This is a genomic window from Prosthecobacter sp. GW821-HT29F12 (genome assembly GCF_058803405.1).
The window spans coordinates 6,186,868-6,200,794 of record NZ_CM179517.1; the positions used below are offsets into that span (position 1 = coordinate 6,186,868).

The 13,927-nt window shown below is 59.2% G+C and carries 11 protein-coding genes; 8 read left to right on the forward strand and 3 right to left on the reverse strand.

What is annotated here, in order from left to right; translation table 11 throughout:
* The first annotated feature begins 35 nt into the window (after positions 1–35).
* From AC3RLQ_RS25610 to AC3RLQ_RS25620, 3 genes are all read left to right on the forward strand, one after another.
* Positions 36–797, forward strand: coding sequence for a c-type cytochrome (locus AC3RLQ_RS25610; protein WP_493031503.1), 762 nt, complete (start codon positions 36–38; stop codon positions 795–797).
* Between the two features lie 83 nt (positions 798–880).
* A complete protein-coding gene (locus tag AC3RLQ_RS25615) occupies positions 881–2,317 on the forward strand; it encodes a UTP--glucose-1-phosphate uridylyltransferase (protein ID WP_493031504.1) in 1,437 nt (478 codons plus the stop codon).
* Between the two features lie 55 nt (positions 2,318–2,372).
* Positions 2,373–3,248, forward strand: a complete 876-nt coding sequence (locus tag AC3RLQ_RS25620; RefSeq protein WP_493031505.1) for a leucine-rich repeat domain-containing protein — start codon at positions 2,373–2,375, stop codon at positions 3,246–3,248.
* Between the two features lie 61 nt (positions 3,249–3,309).
* On the opposite strand, the gene AC3RLQ_RS25625 is transcribed toward AC3RLQ_RS25620, so the two are convergent.
* The gene (locus AC3RLQ_RS25625) at positions 3,310–4,125 is read right to left on the reverse strand and encodes a right-handed parallel beta-helix repeat-containing protein (protein ID WP_493031506.1); all 816 of its coding nucleotides are present in this window, start codon (positions 4,123–4,125) and stop codon (positions 3,310–3,312) included.
* 13 nt (positions 4,126–4,138) lie between these two features.
* Positions 4,139–5,503 carry a Gfo/Idh/MocA family oxidoreductase gene (locus AC3RLQ_RS25630; protein WP_493031507.1) on the reverse strand — a complete coding sequence of 455 codons (1,365 nt, stop codon included), beginning with the start codon at positions 5,501–5,503 and terminating at the stop codon, positions 4,139–4,141.
* Positions 5,504–5,684: 181 nt separating this feature from the next.
* Here AC3RLQ_RS25630 and AC3RLQ_RS25635 point away from each other — a divergent pair, with 181 nt between their 5' ends.
* Together AC3RLQ_RS25635 and AC3RLQ_RS25640 are read left to right on the forward strand one after the other, a co-directional pair.
* Positions 5,685–6,287 carry a peroxiredoxin gene (locus tag AC3RLQ_RS25635; RefSeq protein ID WP_493031509.1) on the forward strand — a complete coding sequence of 201 codons (603 nt, stop codon included), beginning with the start codon at positions 5,685–5,687 and terminating at the stop codon, positions 6,285–6,287.
* A 124-nt stretch (positions 6,288–6,411) separates the two neighbouring features.
* Complete coding sequence (locus AC3RLQ_RS25640) at positions 6,412–7,845, forward strand: PhoPQ-activated protein PqaA family protein (protein ID WP_493031510.1); 1,434 nt, start codon at positions 6,412–6,414, stop codon at positions 7,843–7,845.
* A gap of 6 nt (positions 7,846–7,851) precedes the next feature.
* Here AC3RLQ_RS25640 and AC3RLQ_RS25645 read toward each other — a convergent pair whose 3' ends face one another.
* Positions 7,852–8,610 carry a GntR family transcriptional regulator gene (locus AC3RLQ_RS25645; protein WP_493031512.1) on the reverse strand — a complete coding sequence of 253 codons (759 nt, stop codon included), beginning with the start codon at positions 8,608–8,610 and terminating at the stop codon, positions 7,852–7,854.
* 77 nt (positions 8,611–8,687) lie between these two features.
* Between AC3RLQ_RS25645 and deoC the strand changes: the two genes are divergently transcribed.
* From deoC to AC3RLQ_RS25660, 3 genes are all read left to right on the forward strand, one after another.
* Positions 8,688–9,470: a deoxyribose-phosphate aldolase gene (gene deoC, locus AC3RLQ_RS25650; RefSeq protein WP_493031514.1), complete on the forward strand. Its 783-nt coding sequence runs from the start codon at positions 8,688–8,690 to the stop codon at positions 9,468–9,470.
* Positions 9,471–9,558: 88 nt separating this feature from the next.
* Entirely contained in the window at positions 9,559–12,516 is a 2,958-nt protein-coding gene (locus tag AC3RLQ_RS25655) for a PSD1 and planctomycete cytochrome C domain-containing protein (protein ID WP_493031516.1), read from the forward strand.
* On the forward strand, positions 12,513–13,925 hold the full coding sequence (locus AC3RLQ_RS25660) for a DUF1501 domain-containing protein (RefSeq protein ID WP_493031518.1): 1,413 nt from the start codon (positions 12,513–12,515) through the stop codon (positions 13,923–13,925). The genes AC3RLQ_RS25655 and AC3RLQ_RS25660 overlap by 4 nt, the downstream gene beginning before the upstream one ends.
* Positions 13,926–13,927 lie beyond the last annotated feature (2 nt).

The window sequence follows — 13,927 nt, forward strand, 5'->3', positions numbered from 1 at the left end:
TCTGGCGTTCAAAGAGCGATAAGAACGGTGTGAACTTGTATTGCCGATGCACCTTTATTTTCCTGGTCCTGGCAGCCGCGCTGAATGCGGCAGATCAGGCCGCGCCGCTGGACTTCAACCTCTACATGGAAGGGAAGTATGTGTATGAGCGCAATTGCATCGTCTGCCATGGACAGAGGGGGGATGGGAACGGGGAGCTGAGCCCGACGCTGAAACCGAAACCGAGGTCGTTTCGGGAGGGGATGTTTAAATTTCGGTCCACACCGTATGGCATGCTGCCGACGGATGAGGATCTGCGCCGGACCATCACCCATGGGCTGAGCGGGACGGCGATGGGGGCATTCACGTATCTGCCGGCGGAAGATCTGGATGCGGTGATCGTTTACCTGAAATCGTTTTCGCGCCGGTGGAAGAAGGCGGAGAATCATGCGCCTGCGATGAAGTTTCCGGCGCAGCCGGAGTGGTTCAAGGCGGGGGACGTGATCAAGACGCATGAGGAGTCTGGGAAGAAGCTTTTTGTGGCGAACTGCATGGCCTGCCATGGCGAAAAGGCGGATGGCAAGGGGCCTGCCGCCATCGCTTTGAAGGACATCTGGGGCATCCAGGCGGCTCCGGCTGACCTGCGGCAGCCGCATTTAAGATGTGGTGATACGCCGGCAGATGTGTTCCGCGTGCTGGCCACGGGATTGAACGGGACGCCGATGGTGAGCTTTGAGGCGACACTGACTGAGGCGCAGCGCTGGGACATCATCGCTTATATTTTGAGCGTGCGGCTGCCATCGGTGCCGGTGCTGTGAGAAGGGCATTTATGGGCAGACTGCGTGATGTCTTATGAATGATTGTTTGCCTCGGGAGGCTGATCCTTTAGCCTTGCAGGTGTATGAGCCAAATCTCCCGTACTCCTGAGAACATTGAAACGTCCTTTGCCCCTTTTCGTCAGAAAATGGAGGCCGAAGGGCTGAGTGAGTCTGCCATTCGTGCGTTTCGCGGCAGCTATGCGGCGCTGCTGGCGGGTGAGACGGGGATGATTCCTGAAAGCACGATTTCACCCGCGCGGGATCTGCCATGTGCGGATGCGCTGACGGCTCCTGCGGCGGAGCGCGCGGCGGCATTGCTCAAGCAGACGGTAATCATCAAGCTGAACGGGGGACTCGGCACGGGCATGGGGCTGGAAAAGGCGAAGTCGCTGCTGCCGGTGCGCGGGGAGGACACGTTTCTCGATTTGATCGCGCGGCAGATTTTGCTGCTGCGCTCCCAGACGGGAGGCGAGGTGCCGATGTTCATGCTGATGAACAGTTTTAGCACGTCGGCCGACACGGCCGGGCATCTGGCGAAACGTTTCCCACAACTGGGTGGGACCGAAACGTGGGAGCTGATGCAGAACAAGGTGCCGAAGGTGCTGGCGAGCTCGCTGGAGCCTGCGACTTCACCCGGCAGTCCGGATCAGGAATGGTGTCCGCCGGGCCACGGCGACATCTATGCGTGCCTCGCCGGATCGGGATGGCTGGAGCGTCTGCTCAGCAATGGTGTGAGGTATGCTTTTGTGTCGAACTCGGACAACCTGGGAGCGACGCTGGACCCGGCGATCCTCGCCTGGTTTGTGGAGAGCGGCATGCCGTTTGCGATGGAGGTGACGCGCCGGACGGAATCGGACAAGAAGGGCGGGCATCTGGCGGTGCGCTTGAGTGACGGGCGCTTCCTGCTGCGTGAGTCGGCGCAGTGTCCGAAAGAAGACGAGGGACACTTTCAAAACATTGACCAGCATCGGTATTTCAACACGAACAACCTGTGGATTGATCTTCAGGCGCTGAAGTCTGCGCTGCAGGCGAATGACGGGCTGATCCCACTGCCGCCGATCATGAACAAGAAAACGGTGGATCCACGCGATGCGACTTCGCCTGCGGTGGTTCAGCTGGAGACGGCGATGGGAGCGGCCATCGAATGCTTTGCGGGAGCGGGTGCGATTGAAGTTTCACGGGTGCGGTTTGCGCCGGTGAAGACGACGAGTGATCTGCTGGCGGTGCGCTCGGATGCGTATGAGCTCACGGAGGACTTCTGCCTGCGGCTGCACCCCAGCCGCAATGGCCAGCCGCCGCACCTGCATCTGGACCAAAAGCTGTGCAAGCTGGTGGACGGACTGGAGAAGAACTTCCCGCACACGCCCAGCCTGCTGCACTGCCGCAGCCTGCTGGTGCACGGGCAGGTGGAATGCGGCCCGGGTGTTGTCTTCGAGGGGGATGCGGTGATTCATAATCACACGCATGCCGCAGTGAAGCTGAAGGCGGGGGTGCATGAGGGGCCGATCAGTGTCGGGTGAGCGAATTTATGATTTACGATTTATGATTTGTGATTTGTGAGGGATGATGGAGCTCATGAAACTTTTTCTCGCCGTGTTTGGTTTGTGGTGTGGTGGTCTTTGGGCCGCTGATGTCGCGTCTCTTCAAAAACTGGGGGCGAAGGTCACTGAGACGGCAGGGGTCGTCACGCATGTGCAGGTGAAGTGTGATGCTTTCACCGAGGCAGATTTCCGCACGCTGGGGAGTTTTACCACAATCAAAAATCTCACGATCAGCGGGAAGACGATCACGGATGACACGCTGGCGCTGCTGACGGGTCTGGTGGAACTGGAGCAGCTCAGCACGGACGGCATCTCACTGACTGATGCGGGTTACAAGCATTTCGCGGCGTTTCAGAAGCTCAAGTCGCTGGCGTTTTTCCATCCGGCTTTTCGGTCGAAGGATTTCACCGGCAGCGGGCTCGTGAGTCTCAAGGCATTGTCGAAGCTGGAGAGGCTTACTTTTGCCGGATCGACGGCGGGTGATGTGGCGATGAATGCCATTGGCCAGCTCACGCAGCTCAAAGAGTTCCGTACCTGGCACACGGCACAGACGCAGGCGGGGAATGCGAATCTGGTGAAGCTGACAAATCTGACTGCACTGCGCATGGGGCAACGGCTGCCGGAGTGGGGCAAGGATTCGCCGGTGAGTTTTGATGAATCGACGATGGTCTCGATTGCGCAGATCAAGACGCTGGAGTCGCTGGAACTCACCGAGGCGCGATTGAGTGCCAAGATTATTCCGCAGCTTCAGGCGCTGCCGAAGCTGGTGAAACTGAAGATCGAGACTGTGGATATTTCCGCCGCCGATGTGGAGGCGATCAAGGCTGCGCTGCCGAAGTGCAAGGTGGACTGGAAGCCGCTGAGTGATGCTGAGAAGGAAGCGACGCTGGTGAAAAAGCTGAGGCTGTGATGGTGCAGGCTCACGGCTTGCGCCACTCGTTGTCTGATTGCTCCACCTTGGTGTCTTCGCGCTATTCAATGTCCTTCGTCTGATGATGGATGAGACAGTGGGTGACGCGGTGGGATTTCCCCTCGAAGAAGAACCCTGCGCCGAGGTTGTGATGGACTTCGCAGTTGGTGTAGGTCGTAGTGCAGTCATTCACATCGGCGATGCCACCGGCAGAGGAACCGTTCCAGGCGATTTCGGAATTCACGACGTCCATCTGCACGGTTTCGTGGGCGCTGATGCCTTCGTCGCCATTGGAAAAAGCCTTCACATTTTCCAGGCGGATGCCAAGACGATTGCCATGGATGTTGAAGCCGTCATTGGCGGCATGCAGAGCGGTGATGTTTTTCACCGTGAGGTAGGAGCAGGCGATGTTCACACAGCTCGCGAGTCCGGCGGGAGGAAGGAAGATCTTGGCGGTGCCAGGAGTCTTCCCGGCAGGCCAGCGGAAATAGAGGGAGCCGTCGGGTTTGAATGCCATCTGGCCGGGTTGCAGCGCTTCCGGTGCCACGAAGATCACTTTGCTTTTTTCTCCGCTTTTTTGTTCGGCGGCGCGGTCACGCATGATGCGGAGGGGAACCTCCTCGATGAAGAGCGCGGCGCGCTGGACATCCTCCACGGCGGGATGTTTGTCGAAAGGGCCGCGTGAGGTCCACACATCACCCTCCTTTTGCCAATCGTGGGAAGTCACATCGATGCCGAGATCGATGACCATGCCCTTGCCATCAAAGACAGCGGGTTTTTCGGGAGTGCCGCCGTCTTTGAGTGTGAGTGGCGTGCGGCGGATTTCCTGGGCGTGCGTTGTGAAGGCGAGCAGCAGAAAGAGGGCAAGTCGGTGCATGGGTCTTTACTCTTTAAGCTTTCCACAGGTCTTCACCATAGCTCCAGCCATCGCGCACGGGCTCCTTGATCCAGGCATCGAATTCGGGTGCACCTTTGACCTTCATGTTTGCGGCGTCCCATTCGATGGTTTTGCCGGAGCGGATGGCCATGACGCCAGTGTTCACAAGCTCGGTGAGCGGGCAGGCGTAGTCGAAGTGGGAACCTGCATGCGGGATGGTGCCGCGAATGGCGGCGAAGAGCTCGCCGATGGGTTCGCCAGCGACGGAACGTGGGAGCGGCTTGCGACGCAGGATGTCGATGATGGGAGTCATGCGCTCACGGGGCCAGAGCTGCGGGCTTTGCACGCGCATGCCTTCGGAGAAGAGCGTTTCCTTGCTGCCTTTCATGATCATGCCGTTGTCCGGCAGGCCTTTCGCCATGCCAGGCAGGGCTTCGGGCAGGAGGCCGCCTTCATACCAATGAATCTTCACGGGGGGCAGTGCACCGCGCGCGGCGAAGTGGAAAATGATGTGTGATTTGGGAGCGGTGTAGCCTTTGAATTCGCCGGGCTGCTGCTCGACGACTTCGACTTTCTCAGGCATGCCGAGCTGCAGTGTCCAGAAGGAGGCATCGAGGCAATGACAGCCGATGTCGCCGAGGCCGCCGCAGCCGTAGTTCCACCAGCCGCGCCAGAATTGAGGCAGGTATTGCGAGTTGTACTCAGCCTCGGCCACCGGTCCCTGCCACAGCTTCCAGTCCACCTCTTTTGGCACGGGTTCGCCGGCGGGGATCTGCGTTGGGAACTTCGGCAAAAAGCCGACCTTGCTTACTGGGCGATCGGTCCAGCAGTGGACTTCGCGCACTTCACCGAGCACGCCGGCTTCAAACCATTCCTTCACGAGCCGGATGCCTTCCCAGCAGTGGCCTTGATTGCCCATGACGGTCTGCACGCCGTATTTTTTCGCAGCCTTTTGCAGGGTGCGCACCTGCCAGATATTGTGTGCCAGCGGCTTCTGCACAAAGACGTGCTTCTTTGCCTCCATGGCGGCCATCGCGGCGGCGAAATGGGTGTGGTCCGGGGTGGAGATGAGGACGGCATCGATCTCGCTGCCTTTCTTGTCCAGCATCTCGCGGAAGTCGGTGAACTTGGGGACGTTCGGATATTTCTTGGCTTGTTCAAAGGCGCTGCGACCGCCGAGATCGCGCCAGTCCACATCGCAGAAGGCCACGATCTCCTCGTCGCGGGAGGCCTGAACGGCACCGCCACCCATCTGGCCGATGCCCACGCATGCCACGCGGATTTTCTGCTTCGTGTCAGCGGCGCGTAGGATGTTTGGGCCGGCAAGGGCGCTGAGGGCGGCGGTCTTGAGGAAATGGCGGCGGGGAGAAGAAGGCATCAGTTCTTAACGGTAAAACTCCACTCAGATTGCATGGAACTGACACGGTCATTGTCCATCGGTGAGGCTTCTATCGCCTTCTTCCGCCTTAGCGTTTGACCGCCGAACGATTGCGCGTCAACAGTCGGGCTGCTTGGCGCTTTTTTTGGAAGCGTCCCCACCCCCTAAAACTCGCATACTCATGGAAACAACTCTCGTCTCTGTCGGCTCCAACGTTCCCGATTTCGAAATGGAAACCTACGAGCCTTCGCATGGTGACTTCGGCAAGGTTTCCCTCGCCGACATCAAGAAAGCTGGCAAATGGACTGTCCTGGTGTTTTACCCGGCTGATTTCACCTTCGTCTGCCCCACCGAACTGGCGGATCTCGCCGATCAGCAGGACAAGCTGGCCTCGCTGGGCGCACACGTTGTCGCCGTCTCCACAGACACGAAGTTTGCCCACATGGTCTGGCGCAACACGGAAGGCCTGATGAAGAACGTGAAGTACACGCTGGCGGCTGACACCACCGGTGCTGTGAGCCGTCTCTTTGGTGTGTATGACAGCGGCACCGGCCTGGCGCTGCGCGGCACCTTCATCATCAATCCTGAAGGCAAGCTGGTGACCTCCGAGGTGAACTTCTACAACGTGGGCCGTGATGCAGGTGAACTCGTCCGCAAGATGGAAGCGAATGTGCACCTGATGGCGAACCCGAGCGAAGCCTGCCCCGCCAAGTGGACTCCCGGCTCCAAGACGCTCACGCCCGGCAAGGACCTTGTGGGCAATGTGGCTGCGGCGATGGCCTGATAATCGATCGATCTGATTCTTCACACAGCCTTGCGGATTTCGTCCGCAAGGCTGTTTTTATTTTCAGGACTCCTTTGCACAGCAAGGATGGCAGAAATGCGCGCCGAGATGCGTTGAGTGAGGCATGAAATTCGCCGCGCTGCTTTCTGCTTTTTTGTTATCCATTGTTTCCGTCCGTGCTGACATCACGATTGGGAAGTTTGACATGGCATCCATCCGCGACACAAAGACGCTGGAAACGAAAGTCATTGAAGACTGGCATGCGAATCCCAAAGACGCCGCGATTCGCCAGAAGATTGTCGAGATCACGGTGTGCGAATGGTGGCCCGGGATGAAGGTGCGGCTGCCAGTGACTTTTCTCGCGCCAGCAACGGGTGTTTGTACCAACGTGCTGATCGAGAACACGGGGTTGCAGTTGAAGCCTGCGGCTGCTTCTGGTGCGAAGCTGCGCCTGCTGAAAGAGCAGGGTGTGGGACTGGTTTTCATCGGCATGGTGCCGATCGATGCAATGGAGCCGGTGGGAAAACTTCACCTGATGATGGAGGAGCATTTCATCCAGACGAAGGACACGCGCTACACACCCGCGTGGATCTGGGGCATCAGCGACATGCGCGCGCTCACGGCCGCCATCGCGGAAAAGGATGTGTTTCAGCCGAAGAAGGTGCTGGCCACGGGAGGCTCCAAGCGTGGTGTGGCGACCGCAGCGGCGGGCATTGCGGATGATCGTATCACAGCCATCATGCCTGTGGTGGCACCGGTGATTGAAAGCCCAGGTGGGCCCTATGTGGAAGGAATGCTGTCTCCGGAGATCACGAAGATGAACGAGGAGTTCATCGCGGCGATGACTGACCCAGTGGGACGTGAAAAATTGCTGGTGCGGCAGAAGGCGCGCTCGGACGAACGCATCACGGTGAAAATGGTGCGTGATGCCGGGTGGAGTGATGCCGAGATGAAAATGGCGTGCAATGCCGCGTGGGAGGCCTGCCGCACGACGAACTACCTCGATGTGCTGAAGCAGCGTGGCACCGAAATTTTCTACAACCAGGGATCCAATGACAATGTGAGTCCCGGTCTTGTCGAGATGGGCCGTCTCTTTCCGCAAGTGCCTGTCTACATTGTTCCCGGCGGACAGCATGGCGGAGCTAAAGAGGCGGGTTTTGTGAAGTCCGTCGGTGGTCTGCCGGAAGTGGATGAAAATCTCCGTGCCTTTGCGCTTCATCACTTCTTTGGGACACGTCACATGGTGGCGCCGCCGCAGGTCACCACGAAGTGGGACAAGGCCTCGAAGCGTCTTGCGGTGAAGGTTGTTTTTCCCGATCATAGTGAGCCGCAGGAAAACACCGTCTGGTGGTCTGTGAACCGCCACCCCGATTACTCCATCGCCATGGAGTTCGATGCGTGGTCTTCAGCGCCGCTGGAAAAAACCGGTGCAGATACTTACAGCGGGGAAGTCTCCATCGAAGGTGACGTGAAGACACTGGATGTCATCACCGTGCACACGCAGGAGGAAAACGGTTCCACGCTGACGGTGTCGAGTCCTGAATTCCGGCTTGAGTAAGATGCGTCAGCGCATGCGCCCCTGCGCGGGTTTGGGGCCTGAGACGCCGCCGAGTTGATTGCGGAATTCGTACGCATCGCTGCGGTAAAGTGTCTCTTCATACCAGAGGGGGGCGCCGCCTTCGAGAAAGCCGGTGGCGACGACCAGGAGGCAGGCGGTGTTTGGCGGAATGCCGAGCGCTGCGGCCTGGGCGGCTGAGGCGTTCACGGCGCGGATGGATTCGTCCGCACCGGAGATGGTCAGGCGGCACTTGGTCGTCCAGAAGCCGTAGAGCGAGCCTTTGGCATCGGCCTTGGTCATGCCGGTGCAAAAGCGTGCCATGACGTGCCTGCGCTCGTAGATGACGGGTTGCCCGTCGGCGAGGCGAAGACGCTCAAGATAGAGCAGTGATTCATCGGGAGAAGCGTGCAGGGCTTGAGCCACGGCTGCGGGCGCATCGGCGGCTGAGATTTTTTGCAGGGCGATGAGCTGGGTGCCGGGCTTCTTCCCTGCGGCTTTGGCTTTTTCCGTGAAGCTCACGAGATGCTGCAAATCGTAATCCAGCACACTCCCGCGCACGAAGGTTCCCGCGCCCTGGCGGAACTCCAGCAGGCCGGTCGAGACGAGACTGCTGAGCGCTTTGTTGGCGGTGGGGCGGCTGGTGTCGAAGCGTTCGGCGATTTCGCGCTCGGTTAGAAACTTGGCCCCCGGCACGAACTGGCGGCTGTGGAGGAGTTTCCGCAGTTTTTCGATCAGTTGTTCGTGGAAGGAGGCTGTTTTGGCCACGGGGTGATTTTGCGGAAAAATCGGCCTTTGACAAGTGGCTAAGCCAATTTAGAAATTGGCTTAGCCAATCGCACTTTATGAAATACAGCTATTCCGACCTCGCCAAGATGATCGACCACAGCCTGCTGCATCCCACGATGACGGATGCGGACCTGGAAGCCGGGTGCAAGCTGGCGGCGCAGTACCAGGTGGCGTCGGTGTGCATCAAGCCTTATGCGGTGAAGCAGGCGGTGGAATGGCTGCGTGGCTCAGGTGTGCTGGTGGGTTGTGTCATTGGTTTCCCTCACGGGAGCAGCGCCACAGAATCGAAGCGCTATGAGACGGAGCTGGCCTGCAAAGACGGAGCGAACGAGATCGACATGGTGGTCAACCTTGGCAAGGCGCTGAGCGGCGACTGGGGCTACGTCGAGGCCGATGTGAAAGCCGTGTGCGATGAAGCGCACAAGCACGGTGCGAAGGTGAAGGTGATTTTTGAAAATGATTATCTGACCAACGGCGGTGCCGGTCTGAGCAGTGACGACTTCAAGCGCAAGCTCTGCGAGATTTGCGAACGTGCTGGGGCGGACTGGGTGAAGACGAGCACGGGCTACGGCTTCGTGAAGCAGGCTGACGGCAGCTACAATTACAAAGGGGCCACGGAGCATGATCTGGCGCTGATGCGTGCGAGCTGCAGCCCCAAGGTGCAGGTGAAAGCGGCGGGCGGAGTGCGCGATCTGGACGGGCTTATCAAGGTGCGCGACCTTGGCGGATCACGCTGCGGCGCCACTGCGACGGCGGCCATGATGGACGAGTACCGCAAGCGTGAAGCTACAGGTGCACTGGAAGGTGCGGGCGGGAAGATCGGGGCAGGCGGGTATTGACCTGGCTTGCTTTTCTCTTGGCTGATCCTGCTTGAGGCGTGTCTTGTGGTCAGAAATCGCCTTCTCATGGCGTTCTCAACCCAACGCAATGAAACGCCACGCCCTCCTTTTCTGCCTTGCCCTGCCAGCCGCTGGTTTCGCCGTCGATTTCAATCGTGACGTGCGTCCGGTGCTGGCGCAGCATTGTTTCAAATGCCACGGCATGGATGACCAGGGACGCAAAGGCAAGCTGCGGCTGGATCTGCGGGATTCTGCCATTGGCAAAGGCAAGTCTGGAGAGCTTGCCGTCGTGCCGGGGAAACCGGACGCGAGCGAAGTGATCAAGCGTGTCTTCTCGACGGATGAGGATGAAGTCATGCCGCCGCCGCACACGAAGACGGTGCTGCCAGAGAGCGCGAAAAATATTCTGAAGTTGTGGATCACGGAAGGAGCGCCGTATGAGGCTCACTGGGCGTATGTGCGGCCGAAGCAGGCAGCGCTGCCTATTGCTGGCATGCATCCGATTGATGCCTTCATTCAGGACCGACTGAAGAAGGAGGGCTTGCAGCCTTCGGCTGAGGCGGATCGCTACACACTGGTGCGGCGTGTCTATCTGGATCTCACCGGTCTGCCGCCGACTCCTGCGGAGGCGGATGCATTTGTGAATGACAATGCGCCCGATGCCTATGACAAGCTGGTGGACCACCTGCTGGCCTCCAAGCAGTACGGCGAGCGCTGGGCGCGACGCTGGCTGGACCTTGCGCGATATGCAGACACGAACGGCTTTGAGAAAGACCGACCGCGCCAGATTTGGCCGTATCGCGACTGGGTGGTGAAGGCCATGAACGCTGACATGCCATTTGATCAGTTCAGCATCAAACAACTCGCCGGTGACATGCTGCCGAACGCGACGCCGGACGACCTCATTGCCACAGGGTTTCACCGCAACACGATGCTGAACGAGGAGGGTGGCATTGATCCGAATGAGTACCGTTTTTATGCGATGGTGGACCGCGTGAGCGTCACCGGCACGGCGTGGATGGGCCTGACGATGAACTGCTGCCAGTGCCACACGCACAAGTACGATCCGATCCTGCACACGGACTTTTACCGCACGCTGGCACTGCTGAACAATGCCAGCGAGCCCACTTATTTTATTCCGACGCCGGAAGTGGAAGCTCAGAAGAAAGCGCAGGTGGCGAAGATCGCCAAACTCGAAGCCGAACTGCCCGCGAAGTTTCCTGGTGGCAAAGCGGCCATGGAAAGCCGCTTCGCAGGATGGATTGAGGGGGAATCGCACAGGGCATCCAAGTGGGAAGTGATTCGCCCGACGAAGATGACCACGACGATGCCGCATCTGGAACAGCAGGCGGATGGCTTCATCCTCGGCAGCGGCGACATCTCGAAGAGTGATGTTTATGATTTGAGCTTTAAGGCGCCGATCAAGGGCGTGCGGGCCCTTCGCATCGAGGTGACTTCACATTCCAGCCTCCCGAACGACGGCCCCGGACTCACCAACTACGAAGGGCCGATCGGTGGTTTCTTCATGAGTGAATTCCAAGCTTCGCAAAACGGTCAGCGCATCAAGATTGCGCGGGCTGAGGACACCAATGAGGACGAGGACGACCGCATCAATGACGCCGCTGCCAGCAATCCCAAAGCCAAGGCGAAAGCCGCCGCGAAAAAGAAGAACAACGCCGGAGCCACGCTGGATGGCGAGATGTCCAGCGGCTGGCAGGTGCTGGGTGGTTACGGCGTTCAGCATGCGGCGGTGTTTCATTTTGATCAGCCGGTGGATCTCACGAACGGCCTGGATTTGAAGATGCTGTTTGAAAAGCATTTTGCCTGTCCGCTTGGCCACTTCCGCGTTTCCGTGACGACCAGTGATCATGCTGAAGCAACGGGGCTGCCGGCGGAAGTCGAGGAGGCACTGGCCAGCGGAGACAAATCAAAACATGACATGCTGCTGCGGAGCTTTCTTGAGACTGCCGATGAAATGAAGCAGGCCGCCGCGCCGCTTCTGGCCGCGCGGAAGAATCCGCCACGCGGCCAGCCCACGCTGGTGATGGATGAACGTCCTGCGAACAACCCGCGCATCACGCACCGCTATCATCGCGGTGAGTATCTGCAGCCGAAGGAGGAGGTGACGCCCGGTGTTCCCGCGTTCCTGCCTGCACTGCCCAAGGGTGCGCCTGCAAACCGGCTTACTTTTGCCAAGTGGCTGTTTGCACCCGAAAATCCGCTCACTGCACGCGTGACGGTGAACCGCCAGTGGCAGGCATTTTTCGGCCGTGGCATCGTGAAGTCGCTGGAAGACTTCGGCTATCAGAGTGATCCGCCGTCGCACCCCGAACTGATCGACTGGCTTGCGGTGGAGCTTGTGAAGCAGGGTTGGTCGATGAAGAAGCTGCACAGGCTCATTGTGACGAGTGCAACTTATAAACAGAGCAGCCGTATCACGCCTGAGCATGCGCAGAAAGATCCAGAGAACATCCTGCTGGCGCGTGGTGCGCGCTTCCGTCTGGATGCGGAGGTGATTCGTGATTCCGCCTTGAAAGCTGCGGGGGTGCTGTCGCCGAAAATGGGTGGTCCTGGTGTGTATCCGCCGCAGCCTGCCAGCGTGACTTCCGAAGGCACGTATGGCAAAGTGGAGTGGAAGACCAGCGAGGGTGAGGATCACTATCGCCGGAGCCTGTACACCTTTACCAAACGCACCGCACCTTTTGCCATGGCGACAACTTTTGATGCACCCACCGGTGAATCTTGCCTGGCCAAACGCGAAGTTTCGAACAGTCCGCTGCAAGCGCTCACGTTGTTGAATGATCAGATGTTTGTGGAAGCCGCGCAGGCGATGGCGAAGCAAGTCATCGCTGAATCGAAGAGTGATGACGAGCGTTTGCAAAACATCTTTCGCCGAGTCGCGACACGGCCTGCTGCGCCAGACGAACTGGCGATGCTCAAAGCTTTCCTGCAAAAGCAGCGCGAACGGAAAATCGAAGGCGAGGCCCTGTGGGCCGATGTGAGCCGCGCCGCACTGAATCTTGACGAAGCCATCACGCATCCATGAACACTTCCAACATCACCCGCCGTCACTTCTTCCAAGACTGTGCTGTCGGCACCGGCAAAATCGCGCTGGCATCGCTGCTGGCGGAATCGGCTTATGGAGCGGCGCAGAGTCCGAATGTCACCGCGCCCACGCATTTCCCGCCGAAGGCCAAGGCGGTGATTCACATGTTCATGGCGGGTGCGCCGTCGCAGCTTGAGCTGTTCGACAACAAACCCATGCTGACGAAGTACGAAGGCAAGCCGCTGCCGCCTTCGATCATCGGTGGGCAGCGTTATGCCTTCATCCGGCCAGACGCGGCGGTGCTGGGGCCACGCTACAAGTTTGCCAGGCACGGGCAGTGCGGTGCGGAGCTTTCCGAGATGCTGCCGCATTTGGCAACGGTGGTGGATGACATCGCCATCGTGAAATCCTGCCGCACGACGCAGTTCAATCATGCGCCTGCGCAGATTTACATGAACACGGGCTTCTCCCAGCCGGGGCGGCCCAGCATGGGCTCGTGGATCACGTATGGTCTCGGTGCTGAGACGCGCGATCTGCCGTCGTTTGTGGTGATGAGCACGGGCAGCGGCATCAGCGGTGGCGCGGCGTGCTGGAGCAGCGGCTTTCTGCCCAGCGTGTATTCCGGCACGCGCTTTCGCAACACGGGCGATCCCATCTTGAACGTGAGCACGCCGCAGGGCATTGAGGCGGGCACGCAGCGCGACACAATTGAACTCATCAACGCCATGAACCAGCGTCGGCTCAAGCTGGATGGCGACAGCGAAACGGGCACACGCATTGCGAATTACGAGATGGCCTACCGGTTGCAAAGCTCCGCACCGGAGCTGATGGACCTGACCAAAGAGGACGAGGCCACACTGAAAATGTACGGCTGTGATCCGAAGGTGCCTTCCTTTGCCCGGGCCTGCCTGCTGGCACGGCGGATGGTCGAGCGCGGCGTGCGCTTCATCAACATCTACAACGAAGGCTGGGACGCGCACAGCGATGTGGCGGGCAATGTGAAGAAGAACTGCGGCATCACGGATCAGGCGAGCGCCGCTCTGATCAAAGACCTCAAGCAACGCGGCCTGCTCGACAGCACGCTGGTGGTGTGGGGTGGTGAATTCGGCCGCACACCGATGGTGGAGGCCAGCGTGTCGCTTGGCCGCAGCCTGGGGCGTGACCATCATCCGCAGGCGTTCACCATGTGGATGGCCGGCGGGGGTATCAAAGGCGGTGTCACCCTCGGTGCGACAGATGAGATGGGCTTCAACATCATCGAGGATGAAACTCATGTGGCTGATCTGCAGGCGACGATTCTGCATTGTCTGGGCGTTGACCACGAACGTCTCACCTTCAGCAAAGCCGGCCTCGACTTCAAGCTGACGGGCGTGGAGCCGTGTCATGTGATCAAGCAGATTCTGGCGTAAAA